The sequence below is a fragment of the Thiomonas sp. FB-Cd genome (genome assembly GCF_000733775.1).
In the GTDB taxonomy this organism is placed as follows: domain Bacteria; phylum Pseudomonadota; class Gammaproteobacteria; order Burkholderiales; family Burkholderiaceae_C; genus Thiomonas_A.
Map to the genome: position 1 here is coordinate 421,274 of NZ_JPOE01000005.1, position 16,689 is coordinate 437,962.

Annotated in this window: 17 protein-coding genes and 1 pseudogene; 14 read left to right on the forward strand and 4 right to left on the reverse strand. The window is 61.0% G+C overall.

The window, feature by feature from the left end; genetic code table 11:
* Positions 1–58: 58 nt before the first annotated feature.
* Both CD04_RS0115560 and CD04_RS0115565 read right to left on the reverse strand, forming a co-directional pair.
* Complete coding sequence (locus CD04_RS0115560) at positions 59–511, reverse strand: helix-turn-helix domain-containing protein (protein ID WP_031408401.1); 453 nt, start codon at positions 509–511, stop codon at positions 59–61.
* A 155-nt stretch (positions 512–666) separates the two neighbouring features.
* Positions 667–942, reverse strand: a pseudogene (locus CD04_RS0115565) (DUF5372 family protein); the annotation flags it as partial.
* A 47-nt stretch (positions 943–989) separates the two neighbouring features.
* On the opposite strand from CD04_RS0115565, the gene CD04_RS0115570 reads away from it, so the two are divergent.
* Both CD04_RS0115570 and istB read left to right on the forward strand, forming a co-directional pair.
* Positions 990–1,793, forward strand: a complete 804-nt coding sequence (locus CD04_RS0115570) for a hypothetical protein (protein WP_369792849.1) — start codon at positions 990–992, stop codon at positions 1,791–1,793.
* Positions 1,794–1,805: 12 nt separating this feature from the next.
* Complete coding sequence (istB, locus tag CD04_RS0115575; protein WP_031408407.1) at positions 1,806–2,543, forward strand: IS21-like element helper ATPase IstB; 738 nt, start codon at positions 1,806–1,808, stop codon at positions 2,541–2,543.
* A 108-nt stretch (positions 2,544–2,651) separates the two neighbouring features.
* Here istB and CD04_RS0115580 read toward each other — a convergent pair whose 3' ends face one another.
* Both CD04_RS0115580 and CD04_RS0115585 read right to left on the reverse strand, forming a co-directional pair.
* Positions 2,652–3,236, reverse strand: a complete 585-nt coding sequence (locus tag CD04_RS0115580; RefSeq protein WP_051849335.1) for a hypothetical protein — start codon at positions 3,234–3,236, stop codon at positions 2,652–2,654.
* A gap of 85 nt (positions 3,237–3,321) precedes the next feature.
* The gene (locus CD04_RS0115585) at positions 3,322–3,708 is read right to left on the reverse strand and encodes a hypothetical protein (RefSeq protein ID WP_156030307.1); all 387 of its coding nucleotides are present in this window, start codon (positions 3,706–3,708) and stop codon (positions 3,322–3,324) included.
* A gap of 113 nt (positions 3,709–3,821) precedes the next feature.
* Between CD04_RS0115585 and CD04_RS0115590 the strand changes: the two genes are divergently transcribed.
* The 12 genes from CD04_RS0115590 (at position 3,822) to CD04_RS0115655 (ending at position 16,587) form a co-directional block, all read left to right on the forward strand.
* Positions 3,822–4,727 (forward strand): WYL domain-containing protein, encoded by a 906-nt coding sequence (locus CD04_RS0115590; RefSeq protein ID WP_231480662.1) that lies wholly within the window; start codon positions 3,822–3,824, stop codon positions 4,725–4,727.
* Positions 4,728–5,093: 366 nt separating this feature from the next.
* Positions 5,094–5,636: an HD domain-containing protein gene (locus tag CD04_RS0115595; RefSeq protein ID WP_031408415.1), complete on the forward strand. Its 543-nt coding sequence runs from the start codon at positions 5,094–5,096 to the stop codon at positions 5,634–5,636.
* A gap of 135 nt (positions 5,637–5,771) precedes the next feature.
* Positions 5,772–6,656: an SWIM zinc finger domain-containing protein gene (locus CD04_RS0115600; protein WP_051849336.1), complete on the forward strand. Its 885-nt coding sequence runs from the start codon at positions 5,772–5,774 to the stop codon at positions 6,654–6,656.
* Between the two features lie 34 nt (positions 6,657–6,690).
* On the forward strand, positions 6,691–7,893 hold the full coding sequence (locus CD04_RS0115605; protein WP_031406857.1) for an IS4 family transposase: 1,203 nt from the start codon (positions 6,691–6,693) through the stop codon (positions 7,891–7,893).
* A 201-nt stretch (positions 7,894–8,094) separates the two neighbouring features.
* Positions 8,095–9,012, forward strand: coding sequence for a hypothetical protein (locus tag CD04_RS0115610; RefSeq protein ID WP_051849337.1), 918 nt, complete (start codon positions 8,095–8,097; stop codon positions 9,010–9,012).
* An 852-nt stretch (positions 9,013–9,864) separates the two neighbouring features.
* Positions 9,865–10,095, forward strand: coding sequence for a hypothetical protein (locus CD04_RS0115620; RefSeq protein ID WP_031408424.1), 231 nt, complete (start codon positions 9,865–9,867; stop codon positions 10,093–10,095).
* A 3-nt stretch (positions 10,096–10,098) separates the two neighbouring features.
* Positions 10,099–10,482 (forward strand): type II toxin-antitoxin system death-on-curing family toxin, encoded by a 384-nt coding sequence (locus tag CD04_RS0115625; protein ID WP_031408426.1) that lies wholly within the window; start codon positions 10,099–10,101, stop codon positions 10,480–10,482.
* A gap of 1 nt (position 10,483) precedes the next feature.
* Positions 10,484–10,672 (forward strand): DUF1778 domain-containing protein, encoded by a 189-nt coding sequence (locus CD04_RS0115630; RefSeq protein ID WP_031408428.1) that lies wholly within the window; start codon positions 10,484–10,486, stop codon positions 10,670–10,672.
* Positions 10,673–10,843: 171 nt separating this feature from the next.
* A complete protein-coding gene (locus tag CD04_RS0115640) occupies positions 10,844–12,568 on the forward strand; it encodes a DUF262 domain-containing protein (RefSeq protein ID WP_031408430.1) in 1,725 nt (574 codons plus the stop codon).
* Positions 12,569–12,597: 29 nt separating this feature from the next.
* Positions 12,598–13,671, forward strand: a complete 1,074-nt coding sequence (locus CD04_RS0115645) for a virulence RhuM family protein (RefSeq protein WP_051849338.1) — start codon at positions 12,598–12,600, stop codon at positions 13,669–13,671.
* 5 nt (positions 13,672–13,676) lie between these two features.
* Positions 13,677–14,231, forward strand: a complete 555-nt coding sequence (locus CD04_RS0115650) for a hypothetical protein (protein WP_031408434.1) — start codon at positions 13,677–13,679, stop codon at positions 14,229–14,231.
* Positions 14,224–16,587: a DEAD/DEAH box helicase family protein gene (locus CD04_RS0115655; protein WP_031408436.1), complete on the forward strand. Its 2,364-nt coding sequence runs from the start codon at positions 14,224–14,226 to the stop codon at positions 16,585–16,587. Before CD04_RS0115650 ends, CD04_RS0115655 begins: the two co-directional genes overlap by 8 nt.
* The last annotated feature ends 102 nt before the right edge of the window (positions 16,588–16,689 follow it).

Here is a 16,689-nt window from a genome sequence, read left to right on the forward strand (position 1 = left end):
CGCTCGTAGGCCTGGGTCGCATCTGCGCTCCAACCCGTGGCGGGTGTTGACGAAGGCGTCAGCGTTTTTTTTTGCGTGCCATCGCCCGCTCGATGCTGCGCGGGTGAACCGTGATCCCCAACTGTGCGCGCACGATCTTGGTCATCTCGCGGGCCTGCAAGGGCGCGCCGCTGAGGTGGTGCGCCTCGATCACGGCCATCACCTCGGGAGTGAGCTTGTGTGCCGACTTGGGGCCACGAGGCTGTGGCAGCAGGCCGGCTATGCCGTCGCGCTCGAAAGCGGCCTCGGCCTGGTAGTAGGTCGGCCGAGACAGGCCGAACAGGCTGGCAGCCTCGGCCTTGGTGACTCCGTCCTGCTGCGCGTGGCGAAGCATCTCGTACTTCACCTGGACCAGGTCGTTGGCGTCGAAGAAGCCGCCGGTCTGGAACCAGGCGGCCAGCACACGCTGCGGTCGGGGATTGAGCGTGCCGGCTTGGCGCAGGCGCTCGATCTTGGTCGTGAACTTGGACACGGTCTGATGGCTGTTCTTTATGCAAAGAACAATATGCCGCACATATCGCCTTGTCAAGCACAACTTGCCGCCATTCGCCAGCGCAATTAGAGCGCCGCACTAGACGTCGCAGATGAGTGGGCGCGCCGCCTGCGCACAGGGCGGCATAAATTGATTTACACATGCGGCGTAATTCTCTTGACACAGCGCTGTCCGCTCTTGTGTCCGCTCCTGACTTCGAAGACCAGCTCAACGAGCGTCAGAAGATCGTCGGCGCGCAGGTATGCGCGGCCAGCTGCCACCTGCGTGCGCGCGTCTGGTGGATCGATGTCAGTCCATGCGGCCGGCAGCGAGCGCACGCGACCCTGCTGGTCGAAGTACATGACGCGGTCCTCGCCCCAGTTTTGCTTGCGCGTGGCCAGCACGAATCGCTGGCCCTTGTCGGGGTGGAAGGGATGCGTGACTTCGACCTCTACGGTCGCTTCAGTCGCTGCACGACATGCAGTTCTGGATCTACTCGAAGCCGAAGGTCGAGGGCGCGGTGCTGCTGGTCGAGAGGTGGATCCTGGCGCGACTGCGCAATCGTCGCTTCTTCAGCTTGGTCGAAGTCAATGCGGCGATCGGCGCGCTCATTGCTGATCTGAACCTGCGCCCGTTCCAGAAGCTGCCCGGCTGCCGCCGCGACGCCTTCCTCTCGCTCGACGCTCCGGCGCTCTCGCCCCTGCCAGCCACGCGCTACACAGTCGGCAGCTGGAAGCAGGCCAAGGTCAACGTCGATTACCACGTCGAGTTCGAGGGCCATTACTACAGCGTGCCGCACCGCCTGGTGGGCAGCGCGGTGGAGATGCGCGCGGGCGCCGGGCTGCTGGAGGTCTTCCATGCCAACCAGCGCGTGGCCTGCCACGCCCTGGACGCCCGGCAAGGCAAGCACACGACCCTGCCCGAGCACATGCCGGCCTCGCACCGCGCGCACCTGGAATGGACCCCGGCCAAGCTCATCAAGTGGGGGAGCAGCATTGGCGTCGCCGCCGCCGGCGTCGTGACCTGGCAGCTTGAGAACCGCCCGCATCCCGAGCAGGGCTACCGCGCGTGCCTGGGCCTGAAGCGCCTTGCACGCGAGTACACCCCGGCGCGCCTGGAAGCGGCCTGCGCCCGCGCGATGGCGATTCGCTCGCCGACCTACCGCAGCGTGGCCTCGATCCTCAAGAGCGGGCTGGACCGCCAGCACGCCTCGACCCCCACGGAGGCGTCCACCACCTTGCCCGAGCACGAGAACGTGCGCGGCGCCGATTACTACCACTGACGGAGAAGAACGATGCTCAATGAACATACGCTCAACCAACTGCGCGAACTGCGCCTGGACGGCATGGTCCACGCCCTGACGGACCAGGCAAGCAGCACGGCAGCAACCGCCCTGGGCTTCGACGAGCGGCTCACGCTACTCGTGCAAAGCGAGATCGCCTGGCGCGACGACCGCCGTATGCAGCGCCTGCTCAAGGCCGCCAAACTCAAGGTCTCCGCGGCCTGCGTGGAGGACATCAACTGGCGCGCCAGCCGCGGCCTGGATCGCCACCTCGTCGCCAACCTGGCCGGCGGCGACTGGCTGCGCAGCGCGCAGAATTTACTCATCACGGGCGCCACCGGTTGCGGCAAGACGTGGCTGGGTTGCGCCCTGGCGCATCAGGCCGCGCGCTCGGGCTTCAGCGTGCTGTACACGCGCGCTGCGCGCCTGTTCGACGAGTTGCAGGTCGCACACGGCGACGGCAGCTATGCCCGGCGCATGACGCAACTGGCCAAGCTTGATTTGCTGCTAATCGACGACTTTGCGATCTCGCCGATGGGCGCTGCTGAGCGAAACGACCTGCTCGAACTGCTCGACGACCGCGTAGGCAGTCGCTCCACGCTGATCACCAGCCAGCTTCCGGTTAAGGCCTGGCATACCTACCTCGACGACCCCACGCTGGCCGACGCCATCCTCGATCGCATCGTGCACAGCAGCCACAAGATCGAACTCAAAGGCCAATCGCTGCGCGAGAAGGACAAGAACCAATGAGCACGCGAAACCACCCCGAGCACGTCGCCGAACACGCCTTATCCACCGCGGCGGCCGGTCCGTCGCAAGCGCCGTCCGCCACCGTGGATAAGGCTGCGCAGCGCCCCATCACGAAGCGCTTCGCGACAGCCGTTTCAGGCTGATCGTGGACGACTGACTAACATTGAACCCATCGCTTGCGCGCACCCCCGGCGCGTCCACGATCGCGCTGAAACGCCGTCCACGATCAGACTGAAACAGGCGTCCACGATCGCTGAAATGCGCATGGAGCTGTTCCCCGAATTGCTTTGGGTCGAGCTCGCCGTCCAAGAGCCTTCTTCCAGTCGCAGACTCATAGAGTTTGACGAGGCAAAAGCGGCTTTCGGGGCTGGCCTTGCGGAGCTCCGGGGTAAGCAGAGACCCCCACTGAGGGTCGTCCTCGATGCATCGCATCGCCGCTTCGACGGCCTTGGCTCTGAACGCCCCAACCTCAAAAAAATCCTCCGCTTTCAGTCGCCCCGACATCATCAGCACCGCCAACCGCGGCAGCCGCAGATAGACCGCGCACGCCTGCACAAAATCATCGGACACCTGGTCAACACGCCGCAGACCGGACATCAGCAAGTTGATATACGGATAGCTGTAACCCAGCGCCTCGGCGAGCTGGGTAATCGACTGCCCACGCTCTGCGGCACATCGCACCAGCGCTGCCATCAGCACGCCACCGGGGCGCTTGATTTGTTTCTCATCGACCGTGCCGCTCCATGCGTCACTGAAATGTGGTGTCTCGTTGGTCGACTCACCCGGAAGGTCCGTAACCGAGGCTCGCCATGCCGTTCGCCTGTGTAGTTTTGGGCAAGTTCAAGCGTCTCTGCCGCGACATGGCAGTCAACCAGCTGTTCAATGAACCAGAGAGGATGCCTGGGAGGTCGGGCGCAGCATCTGAGAGCTCGAGCTCGACCTCGACGTCGGGGAATGAGAAGTCATGACGTTCCTGCCAACCGATAAGCCAGTTTGCCAGCGCTACGCGCACGAGCAGCGCGTCACCCTCGCATTCGGCGCGGAACCTGTAGAACGTCCCTGCCGGTATTGAGTGCTGGTCCGCGCCAATTTTTGGGGCGAGGGGGGCTTTCGTGGGATTCATGTGCATTCCTTTTGTTGATGTTGTTGTGGTCGTCTTTTTCATGGGATTGATGGGTCTGCATTTGTGGTGCGAAGCGGCATCACCATGAACGACTACAACTTATACGTCTAGTTTATATGCGCGTCAATAAAGTAGACGTGTGGCACAATGAACCCATGGTCAACACGCAACTCCACCCATCCACGCCGTCGACGCTCGACCGCGCCAGTCATTGGGGCCAAGGCCGCCGGCTCGAATTCATCGACTTTCGCCTGCGCTGGGAGGGCCGCTTGAACCGGTCTGACCTCATGGAGTTCTTCAGCATCTCCACACCGAGGGCCTCCATGGACATCGGGCGGTACCTGGAACTGGCTCCGGGCAATGCCGTCTACGACCGCAGCTCACGCAGCTACCTGGCAGCCAGGGAGTTCAAACCGCTTTTTCCCGACAACAATCCCGAGCGCTATCTCAGCGAGTTGCTGGCACGTGAAGCTGGCGTCATGCCCAAGGGCCTCAGCTTCATCGGCTGGGTCCCGCCGCTGGCCATGATGCCGCGCCCCGCGCGCGTCGCGCGTGCGGATGTCTTTCTCCAGGTATTGGATGCCATCCGCGGCAACAAGGCCTTGACGGTGGTTTATCAATCAATGAGCACGCCACAGCCACGGGAGCGCGTCATTGCTCCGCACGCTCTTGCCCATGACGGGATGCGGTGGCACGTCCGTGCCTATTGCTCCCTGCGGGAGCGGTACATCGACTTCCAGTTGGGGCGCTTTCTCGAAGTGGGTCCAAGCCAACGCCCCGGTTCCGATGGGTCGGACGACGCTGCCTGGCATCGCATGGTTCCGCTGGTTCTGGCTCCGCATCCTGAGCTGAGCCCTGGGCAGCAGCACGCCATTGCCATGGACTACGGGATGGTGGACGGCTGCACAACCTTGCAGTGCCGCCAATCGATGCTCTTCTACACGCTTCGCTCACTGCGCTTGCTCAAAGAGGGCGTCGAGCCGCCGCAAGCGCAGCAAATCACGCTGAAGAACCGAGCGGCGATTGCGGAGTACCTCCCCAAGGAGGCGGCCCAGAGCTGACGGAGGTCGTTGGTGCGCGAGGCCACCAGCGACCTCTCGTCACCGGCAAGACCCTGGGCACATCTCTTGCAGCAAGCGAATGTGCGGAATCGCAAGGGCCTTTGTCGCTGGCAAATAGTTGCCAGCACACGTGCGGGCTGCAGGGCCTCGCGCGCAGGTCTACACGCCTGCCCCCGATATTGCGCCTGCTAGAACTCACCGCCCCGTCGTCCTTCATCGCTCTGAACGTGGAGCGAGGCCGCACCAAGCCCAGCGTGCCGCGAGAGGTCATTGCCTAACGCTACGGTTCTGCAAGGACTTGGCGACGATGCTCGCCGAACGTGCCGGCGAAAGGCCCGCGCTCGGTGCAGTTAAAGTTCCATCATCATGAAACTCCTCATCAAAGCCCTGGCGTTCGCCGCTGACAAGCACCGCAACCAACGCCGCAAAGATGTCGCGGCGTCACCGTACATCAATCACCCCATTGCATTGGTCGACGTGCTTGCCAACGAAGGCGGACTCGAGGATGAACGGCTCATGGTCGCCGCGGTCCTGCACGACACACTCGAGGACACCCAAACCACCGAACGGGAACTCGACAAGCTCTTCGGCAAGGAGCTGGTGGACCTCGTCAAGGAGGTCACCGACGACAAGGCCTTACCCGTTGCCGAGCGCAAGCGGCTTCAGATTACCCATGCCAAGACGCTCAGCCGTCGCGCCAAACTCGTGAAACTGGCCGACAAAATCTGCAATCTGCGCGACATGGCCCTCGCCCCACCGGCGGGTTGGGGTCTGGCGCGTCGGCAAGACTATTTCGACTGGGCCAAGCAAGTCATTGATGAAATCCGCGGCGTGCACCCCACGCTCGAGCGCATCTTCGATGAAGCCTACTCGCGGCGGCCGACGGCCGCGTCACCTGAACCGCATTGACCGATTCGGTCTGGCGTTCGGATAGCTGCATGCAAGAGCCGAATGGGCTGTTGAATCGTTCTCAAAGAAGACCCAGAACCGGACCATGACCCCAACGCTTCACGCCCATCCTGCCAAGGCACCCTCCAATCATCCATGAACAATCGACCCCTCCTGGGACAGGTTCTCACGTCGGACGCGCTGCGCGAGCTTGCGGATGAGCGCACCTTGGGGCGCGGCATGGACTACTTCAAGCGCAACCTCGTCACGCTCACCGATGTGATGGCCGGTGAGGTGGTGGCCGAAGTCGTTGGAGGCGACATTTACGAAGTGCGATTGTTCGTCGCCGAAGGCGGCCGTTTAGCCTATGCGTGCGATTGCCCAGTGGGCGACGATGGGGTGTTTTGCAAGCATGCCGTCGCTACTGCCTTGGCATGGTTCGCGCAAGGCGAGAAGGACGAGGCCGGCGACGGCTCGGCGCCGTCCGCCACCGCGAACGCAAGGGCGCGCCACCCTCATACACAGGTCGACGTCATATTTGGGTTCCTGCTCGAGCAGGACGAGAGCACGCTGCGCCAGCTTATCCTCGAAGGCTGCCAAATCAGCAAGCGCCTGCGCGAGAAGGTGCTGCTCATGGCACGCATGGACAAAGGCTCGGCTATCGGCGCGCTCAAGGCCGCCGTGCGCCAGGCCACACGCATCAGTGGCTTCCTCGACTGGCAGGATGCACACGGCTATGCCGAGCAGCTCGAAGACCTGGCCACGATGCTGAGCGCACGCATCGCAGATGGCGACAAGCGCTTGGTCGAAGTCCTCGAAATGGCCATTGCGCATGCTGAGAGTGCTCTTGAACATATCGATGATTCCAACGGCCATGTCTTCCCGGCCATCGAGGCATTGCAGAAAGTCCATCTGGAAGCCTGCCTCGCATTGCGGCCCGACCCGGTGGCGCTGGCCGAGCGCCTGCTGGCCTTCCAGATGGAAGGTCAGTGGGACACCTTTAGTGCCAATACTGTTCAGATAGAGTGTAATCAGCGATAATTCGTCCTCATTGAGACTTGGATGAGGGCGGGGCATGGCTAGAACACGCAAGACGCTTGCAGCGCAGGTGGATGTGGCGCACCTGATCAGCGCAGGCGTGCTCGCCAGCGTGTGTCCGCGGGCGCTGATTGAGGAAGTGCTGAGCGAGACAGGCCGAGCCAGTCAGCGTGAGCGTCTATTACCTGCACCGGCGGTGGTGTACTACGTGATGGCGTTGGCGCTGTGGCGCGAAGCGCCTTTGGAGGAAGTGCTGCGGGTGGTCTGCGAGGGCCTGCAATGGCTGGGTGGGGGTCGAGCCGGTGCGGTCCAAGCCAGCAAATCGGCGATTTCGCAGGCGCGCACGCGGCTGGGCGCCGAAGTCCTGCATCGGTTGGCCCAGCGGGTGTTGCGACCGCTCGCTCAGCCCGGGGCGCCGGGCGCCTGGTATCGCGGACTGCGCGTGATGGCCTTGGACGGAAGCTGCATGGATGTGGCCGACGAGGCGGCCAACGCCGACTATTTCGGCTATCCCGGTGCTGCCCGCGGCCAGAGCGCCTTTCCACAGGCGCGGCTGCTGGGCCTGGTGGAGTGTGGAACCCACGCGGTGGTGGCCGCCGACATTGCGCCCTATCACCAGAGCGAACGTGCCATGGCCAGCCAACTACTGCCTGGGAAGTTGACGCCAGACATGCTGGTGCTGGCCGACCGCGGCTTCTACGGATTCAAGCTCTGGAGCCTGGCGTGCGCCACCGGCGCCAAGCTGGCCTGGAGAGTGCGATCCACGATCAAACTGCCGATTGAAAAGACACTGCCCGACGGCTCCTATCTCAGCACGGTGTTCGACAGCGAGGATCGCCAGCGCGAGCGCGTCGGACACACCATCCGGGTCGTCGAGTACCTGTTGAGCAACTCCGCCACGCCGACGCAGGACAGCTACCGGTTGGTCACCAACATCCTGGACCCCGTGGATGCGCCGGCGCTCGAACTGGCGGCGCTCTACCACGAGCGTTGGGAGATCGAGAGCGTCTTCGCCGAATTCAAGACGCATCTGCGCTCCAACAGTACCGTCCTGCGCAGCAAGACGCCGGAGTTGGTGAGGCAGGAACTCTGGGGGTTGCTTCTGGCACACTTCGCCATTCGCCAGCTCATGGCGCAAGCCGCCTGGCCGCGCAGTCTCGATCCGGATCGCCTGAGCTTTACCCACGCGGTGCGTGTGATCAAGCGAAAAATGCCGCAAGCCGCGGCCATTCCCCCCTGAGCATCTGCCCCAGTGGCGCGACGCGCTGCTCGAGGAAATCGCCTGCGGCCGCTGCGTGAGCAGCCGAGGGCAAACCAATCCGCGCGGCGTCAAGCGCAAGATGAGCAACTACCCCTTGCGCCGTCGCGGCGAAACCCTCCATCAACGCCATCAGCCGCAACCGATCCTCCGTATCTGAACAGTATTGCCTTTAGTGCTGTCTTGCCCCAATACCGGACCGCGCTCGGCGCCGAGGGCCTGCGCCACTACGAAGCCTTGCTGCGCGAGCATTGGGATGCGCTACCGGTCCTGGGCAGCGAGGCCAAAGGGCAGTGGGATGCGGGCCGGTACAGTGTCGAGCAGGCGATGGAAGCGCTGGCGCGGACCACCGGAGATATCCACGCTGTGGCTGCGGTCCTCGAGAAGAACCTCTCCAATGCGACGCGCTTCCAGAAGTTGGTGCAGCTTCATCAAGAGCATGGGGACCTCGACCAGGCGCTGCATTGGGCCATGGCCGGGTTGGAAGCGTTCGGATACGCCCACACCACGGAGCTTGCCGATTTCGCCATCAACCTGCACATCCGGCGTGAGGACAAGGATGCTGCGCAGGCGGTGGCTTGGTCGCGTTTCGCGGCAGCACCAGGCCACCGCGCGTTTTATCAGCTGCTCGACACCGCCAAACGTCTTGGGCGCAAGCGCGAGCTTGAAAAACAAGCGCTGTGGTTGCTCGGCGACTGCATGCGGGTTGAGGAAGCCAAGGAGACGAAGCCCACGCCCTGGCAAACCCATTATCGGTCCGAGCTGTTGGCCATTGCCATCCAGAGCAAGCAAAGCGACCAAGCGTGGGAGCTGTTTCGCGGCGGCAAGACCGCAAAGCATTTGTGGGAGCCGCTGGCGGCGCTCAGGGCCCCATCACACCCCCAGGATGCACTGACGGTTTACCGCATCCTATTGCCCTTGCGGGTCGACGAGGGCCGGGGCAATGCGCGTTATGAGAGTGCGTTCGCCATCGTCAAGGCCATGCAGGCGGTTTACCGCCGCATCGGTCAGCTCAACAAGTTCCAGGACGAGCTGGTGGGCTGGAAAGGCCAGTGGCGCAGCAAACGCAACTTCATGAAACTGTTGGCGGCCTTGGGCTAGGCATCTCACGCCAATCCACGTGATTGAACACGAACACCGTGCAGATTCCAGGCAACCATGGCCGACGAATCGCAAGTCCAAATCACACCGCCATTCATCGCCTCGCTTTGTTGCTCGAGCCAGCCCAACCCCGCCACCCCGCTCACCGCCCGCGTCGCTGAAATCAAGGCTTGGCCTGGGCTTGATGGGGGGGCGAGCCAATGGTGTTTGGCGGCGGCGTGCTCCGCCGTTGAAGCCTAAGAGGCGAGGTGAAAGTAATGGGGCTGGCGGAACTCCGCCATGAGCCAGGTTAACTGGCCGCCAAGCCGTTCCAAGAGGCTGTCTGATGGACCCCTGTGGAGCGGTGGCTCAGGCGAATGCGCTTCGGCTATTCGATTGTTATTTCATCCCTCGAACCGGACCTTGTGCTAGAGTGAAAAGGTCGTGGAGTTTGTTGTACAAAGCCTTGTACCTTTGGAGTCAAAGAGGAAATTCTCTAGTCTAATCAACGTGTTAGAACGGCATTCTGGTCGAGCATCCTCCTCTCCACCATACACAAGGGCTCGGATAATCTCCGAGCCCTTTTTCTTGCCCGAAATCCCCGCGCCACGCGGGGTTCCGGCCAACTGTACTGCGGGTGGCCGCCAGCCGAAACGCCCGAAATCGACCTCTTTCTCGGCCAGAGTCGTCTCTATTCTCCGTTTGGCCTGCGGGTAGGCGCAGATTCGGCTCTTGCAAAATCAACAACTTACGCGCGCCGGTTCATCGTCAACCAAGGCCGCCGGTCAGGCATCGAACGGGATTCACGGTGTGGCAAACGTTCCCATCTTGCTCTATCATGAATCGTCAAGATGAATCATGATGGAGATGGCCATGACGACTGCTGTCCGCGAAAAGTTTTCCTCCCAGGCCGCGCCCGATGTGCTAGCGGCGCTGCGCCAGATCGCAGAAAGCCAAGGCCGCCAGTTCCAGGCGGTGCTCGATGACGCCCTGCGCGACTACATCGACCGGCAGCAGAAGGAGCGCCCCCGCCGCCACGTGATGGCCTCTTTCGCTTCCAGTCTGGATGAGTTTGACAGCCTCTACCGCGAACTGGCCAAGTAAACCGTGGCTCACGATTACCTGACCGTGGCCGATGTGCTGGGCATGCACACGGTGCTGATGCAGCGTTACGGCGGCGCGCCGGGCGTGCGTGACCCGGGGGCGCTGGAGGCCGCACTGTTCCGCCCGCAGACCGGCTATTACGACGACATTGTGGCTGAGGCTGCTGCCCTGCTGGAAAGCCTGGCAATCAACCACCCGTTTGTGGACGGAAACAAGCGCATCGCCTTTGCGGCGGCCGACGTGTTCCTGCGCATCAATGGCTGGCGCTTGCAGCGTGCGCCGATGCAGATCTATGCGGAGATGATGCAGATGTTCGAGTCGGGCACTTTTGATATCGCCCACATCGATCCCTGGATGCGCCGATTTGCAAGGGTCGAAGGGGAGTGAAGTGACCGACCAGAACGAATCAATGAACGGCTGGATTCGAATTGCGCTGCGGATGACACCCGAGCAGCGGGACTTGCTGCGCCGCGCGGCAGAAGTTGCAGGGATGCCCGTGTCGACTTTCGTTCTCCGCAGCGCCTGCCAGGAAGCAGACCTGCTTCTTAGCGAGCAGCAGCCCGGTGTACCTGTTTAACACGCGCAGATGTTCGGCAGGCGGTTTTGGGGGCATCGAGTGCGAAGAGCTTATTTGAGGGCTTATTGGCCGCCGACTATGAATGACACCATCAACAGGCTGCTGCTGATCACCGGCCATTCGCAGCTTGATGAGATTTCGTCTGCTAAAACCAATTAATCCGAGGAAATGATGAGCTCAAGTAAAAAAGGCCAAATTGAAAGTGCGAAGATTGTCATTGGCGAGGTGTTCTCGCGCTTCTGGTTTCGAATTCCGGATTACCAGCGTGCCTACGTCTGGGGCAAGGATGAAATTTCTGAGCTGATCGACGATGTGAACTACGCCAGCGAGCACAACCCCGAGGGGCAGTATTTCCTGGGCTCGATGGTTCTGCGCAAAGCGACGCGAACGATGGATGGCGTGGCCTTCGAGGAATATGAATTGCTCGATGGTCAGCAGCGGTTGACCACGCTGATGCTGATGCTGGCCTGCATTCGAGATCGGGTGACGGATGCCAAGCTCAAAGGCGCGTGCCGCGAGATGCTGTACCAGGAAGAGAACAAGTGGAAAAAAATCCCTGGGCGCAATCGCATCGTTTATGACATCCGCGACAACGTGGGTGCATTCATTGAACGCTACATCAAGGCAAACGACGGGTCGCGGAGCGTGGACTTGCCCGCCATCGCTTCCAGCAAAAACCTGTCGCTGGCGAATATGGCCGCAGGTATGCAGACCATCCACGCTAGTTTTGATGACGCCGAGCGCTTCCAGAGTGCGGGCGAATTTGACCGTTTTGTGGGCTACTTGCTGAACAATGCGCTGTTCATCTATGTGTCGACCGAGGATCTGGATGACGCCTTCCGGCTGTTCACCATTCTTAACGATCGGGGTATTCCTCTGTCGAACAGCGACATCCTCAAGGCTAAGAACCTGGGGGCGATCACTGGCGAGAAGGATCGCAGCAAGTGGGCGGAGTACTGGGAGGAGGTCGAGGGTGAGATGGGCCGCGATGAGTTCGACCGCTTCCTGTCTTTGGTGCGCACCATCTATGTGAAAGACAAAGCGCGCGAAGGTCTGCTCAAAGAGTTTGACGAACGCATCTATGGTTCCAAGCCGCCACTGCTGGCGCTGGGCAGTGATACCTTTGAAGCCGTCAAAGCTTACAAGGACGCATTTGATCAAGCCATTCAATTCGATGATCTGCCGACTGCACTGGGCAATGCGTATCGCAACCGCATCAACGTTATGCGCAAGGGGCTTCCGTCCACCGATTGGATTCCTCCGGTGCTTGCCTGGTATCGCAAGTTCAAGGCAGAAAAATTGCTCAATCTGATTGAATGCATCGACAACAAGTTTTCTGCTGACTGGATTCTTCAGCTCACACCCACTCAGCGCATCAGCAATATGAACGATGTGCTGAAGGCCATCGACGGTGCCAAAGTGCCAGCTGACGTGCTGGACAGCAAGGTTTTCGAGTTTGATGGCAAGCAACTGGCTGTCCTGCTGGACGGCGCGATCTATGGTCGCCGCTTTGCCAAGTACGTGTTGCTGCGGCTGGAATACCTGCTCGCCAGCCACGCAGCCCCGCTGAATCTGCCCGATGAAATTAGCGTTGAGCACATCTTGCCGCAGACACCTTCCGCGACAAGCCAATGGGTCAAGGATTTCACAGAGGATCAGAGGGACGCTTGGCTCCACCGCTTGGGCAACCTGATGCTTCTATCGCGTCGCAAGAACACATCCTTAGGGAATCTTGACTACGCCGACAAGCGGGTACGCTACTTTGAGGACCGCGTCGAAAGCTTACCGAACTCTCAGCGCTTGCTGGCCACAACAGCGTTTGCCCTACCTGACCTGGAGACACGGCACAAGGACCTCTTGGATCGCTTGGCGAACTCCTACGGAGCAAAGCTGTGATCAGCGATAAATGCAAGTGAGGGGCTGTGATGGTCAGCAGGAAAGTACCGCCGAATCTGACTAACAAAACAGAGGTTTCCCTCGTCCGCTCCTCGGCGGCCGAGTACCTGACGTTCATCGCAGCCAGCGGCCAGGGCGGCGTGGAAGCGGTGTACGCTGACGAGAATGTCTGGATCACGCAGAAAATGATGGCGCTGCTCTATGACGTTGACGTCCGAACCATCAACTACCACCTAAAGAAGGTTTTTTCCGATAGCGAACTGGAGGCTGATTCAGTTATCCGAAATTTTCGGATAACTGCCTCGGACGGCAAGAGCTACGACACCCAGCATTACAAGCTGCCGGCCATCATCGCGGTGGGCTACAAGGTGAATTCCGAGCGAGCTGTGCAGTTCCGCAAGTGGGCGACGGGCATCATCGAGCAGTTCACCATCAAGGCCTACGTGATGGACGATGAGCGCATCAAGGCTGGTGGTTCGGTCCTCACCGATCAGTATTTCGAAGAGCAACTGCAACGTGTCCGCGAGATCCGCATCTCGGAACGCAAGTTCTACCAGAAGATCACGGACATCTACGCCACGGCCATTGACTACGATGTGACGGCCCAGGCCACAAAGCGTTTCTTCGCCACCGTGCAGAACAAGCTGCACTGGGCCATCCACGGACAGACGGCAGCCGAGGTGGTCTACCACCGCGCCGATGCCGACCAGCCCAATATGGGCTTGACCACCTGGAAGGATGCGCCGGGCGGGAAGATTCAGAAGTTCGATGTCGTGGTCGCCAAGAACTACCTGACCGAGCCCGAAATGGCGCAACTCTCACGCCTGGTCAACGCCTATCTGGATGTGGCCGAGGACATGGCACAGCGCAAAATCCCGATGACCATGCAGGACTGGGAAACCCGCCTGAACCGCTTCATCGAGGCCACCGATCGCGAGGTCCTCCAGGATGCCGGCAAGGTGACGGCGGAAATCGCCAAGGCCCATGCCGAAAGCGAGTTTGAAAAATACCGCATCGTGCAGGATCGGCTGTTTGAGAGCGACTTTGACCGGCTGCTGAAACAGATCGAATCCGGTGATGCGCCCAACACGGGCAAGGACTGACCCGCATGGCAACGAAGAAACCCACAAGGGCTACACCGAGCTGGGGCGATGTCAAAACCAAGCTGGCCGACTTCGACCGCGCAGGTTTGCTGGGGCTGGTGCAAGACCTGTACGCTGCCAGCAAGGAGAACCAGGTATTTCTGCATGCACGCTTTGCGCTCGGCGACGACGTTCTGAAACCCTACAAGGTCACCATTGACCGTTGGCTGTGGCCGGATGTTTTCAAGAACCAGGACACCTCGGTCGCCAAGGCGAAGAAGGCGGTTTCGGATTACAAGAAAGCTGTTGGGCAACCCGACGGACTTGCGGAACTGATGGTGTTTTACTGTGAGCGTGCAGCCGGGTTCAGCAACGACATTGGCCTGCAGGATGAGGGTTACTTCGACGCACTAGTGCGAATGTTCGAACAAGCCTTGAAGGCGATTGCCGCATTGCCCGAGGCGGCGCGATCTACGTTCTGGGAACGTCTGGACGTGGTTCGCAACATCAGCCACAACTTTGGTTACGGTGTGGGCGACGATATGGATGAGTTGCTTTCTGAGTACGGGGTCGATGACTGAACGGACCGCTTATTCAACTCTGCAGGCCGAAAACGCCCGCCTGATCGCGATCCTTGAATCCCACGGCATTGAGTGGCGTATGCCGCAATCGGCCGTCGTCGTGGCGAGTGATCCGGAGCCTTCCCGGCTTTCCACCGCCGAGAAGGTAGCTCTGTTCCGACGCCTGTTTCGCGGGCGCACAGATGTATACCCGGTCCGCTGGGAAGGCAAGACCTCAGGCAAGTCAGGCTACGCGCCAGCCTGCGCCAACGAGTGGCGAGCCGGTGTTTGCGAAAAGCCCAGAGTCAAATGCGGCGATTGCAGCAACCGCCTGCTGATCCCGCTGTCCGACGCGGTGATCTACGACCATCTGGCTGGCGAGCACACCATTGGTGTCTATCCGCTGCTGGAAGATCACACCTGTTACTTCCTCGCTGCAGACTTTGACGAGGCCGACTGGCGTGACGACGCACGAGCCTTCATACAGTCCTGTGAGGAACTGGGTGTTCCAGCGGCGCTGGAAATCTCTCGGTCTGGGAATGGCGCCCACGCGTGGGTTTTCTTCGCCAGCCGTGTTTCTGCACGTGACGCCCGGCGCCTTGGCACCGCCATCATCAGCCACACCTGCTCGCGTACCCGGCAACTGAAGCTGGAATCCTACGACCGGCTGTTCCCGAACCAGGACACGATGCCCAAAGGCGGCTTCGGCAACCTGATCGCTTTGCCGCTGCAAAAGTCGCCTCGCGAGAGTGGCTGCAGCGTGTTCGTCGACGCTGACCTGCAACCTTATCCAGATCAGTGGGGATTCCTGGCGTCTATCCAGCCCATGCCGGTACACGACATCGAGCCGACCATCCTGCGTGCCACAGGTGGCGTCCATCCACTTGACGTCACCTTCATCGATGATGAAGACCTGGCCACACCCTGGAAGCGGCAGAGCACGGCGACCAATAAGCTGGCTGGGCAGATGCCCAAGTCGCTGACCGTGACGCTGGCCAATCTGGTTTATTTTGAGAAGGCCCAACTTCCGCAGGCACTGGCCAACCGCCTGATCCGTCTGGCAGCTTTCCAGAATCCCGAGTTCTACAAAGCCCAGGCCATGCGCATGTCGGTCTGGGACAAGCCCCGTGTCATCGGCAATGCGGAGAACTACCCGCAGCACATCGCCTTGCCTCGCGGTTGCCTCGATGCCGCGCTGGATCTGCTGCGGGTCACCGGCATCGCCTGTGACCTGCGCGATGAGTGCTTCGGCGGGGAACCCATCGACGTCTCCTTCGTCGGCTCTTTGCGTCTGGACCAGGAGGCTGCAGTTGCCGGAATGCTGCATCACGACACCGGCGTGCTGTGCGCTCCAACGGCCTTTGGCAAAACGGTCACTGCCGCCGCAATGATCGCTCGCCGTGGTGTAAACACACTGGTGCTGGTACATCGAACGGAACTGCTCAAGCAATGGCAGGAACGTCTGCAGGCTTTTCTGGGTGTTGGAAAGGGCGTGGTCGGCACCATCGGGGGTGGCAAAGCCAAACCTACTGGCAAGATCGACATTGCCGTGATGCAGTCCGTCTCCCGACAGGGCGAAGTGAACCCGTTGGTAGAAAACTATGGTCAGGTGATTGTGGACGAGTGCCACCACGTTGGCGCTGTGTCGTTTGATGCCATCTTGAAGCGGACCAGGGCCAAGTACGTGCTGGGCCTGACAGCGACACCCATCCGCCGTGATGGTCAGCAACCCATCATCTTCATGCAGTGCGGGCCGATCCGATACACGGCGGCCAGCCCCGCTGGCGCGCCACACGACCTGGAAGTGCTGCCTCGTTCACGCTTTACGCGTATCGACCTGCCCACCGATGCTGGCATCCAAGACGTGTTTCGACATCTCGCCAATGACCAGGCGAGGACGGAGTCCATCGCCGCCGAGGTGCGTGATGCAGTCGGTCAGGGACGCAAGGTGCTGGTCCTGACCGAGCGTACGGAACACCTCGATGCCATCAAGGCCGAGCTCGACGGCCTGCTACCGGTACCGTTCGTCTTGCATGGTCGAATGTCGAAGAAGCAGCGATCGGCGCTGGTTGCAGACCTTGATGCACTACCGCCCGATGCGCCGCGCGTTCTACTTTCGACTGGGAAGCTGGTTGGCGAGGGCTTCGATCACCCGCCGTTGGACACCCTGGTACTGGCTATGCCAGTTTCCTGGAAAGGCACCCTTCAGCAGTACGCCGGGCGCCTGCACCGTGAGCACGCCTGCAAGGCCGACGTGCGGATCATTGACTTCGTGGACACCGGCCACCCGGCGCTACTGCGGATGTGGGACAAGCGGCAGGCTGGTTACAAGGCGATGGGATACCGATTGGGTGGTGACGTGGCTGTGACTGAATGACATTCGCAAGTTCTCACTTAAGCCCAATACTGTTCAGATACGGAGGATCGGTTGCGGCTGATGGCGTTGATGGAGGGTTTCGCCGCGACGGCGCAAGGGGTA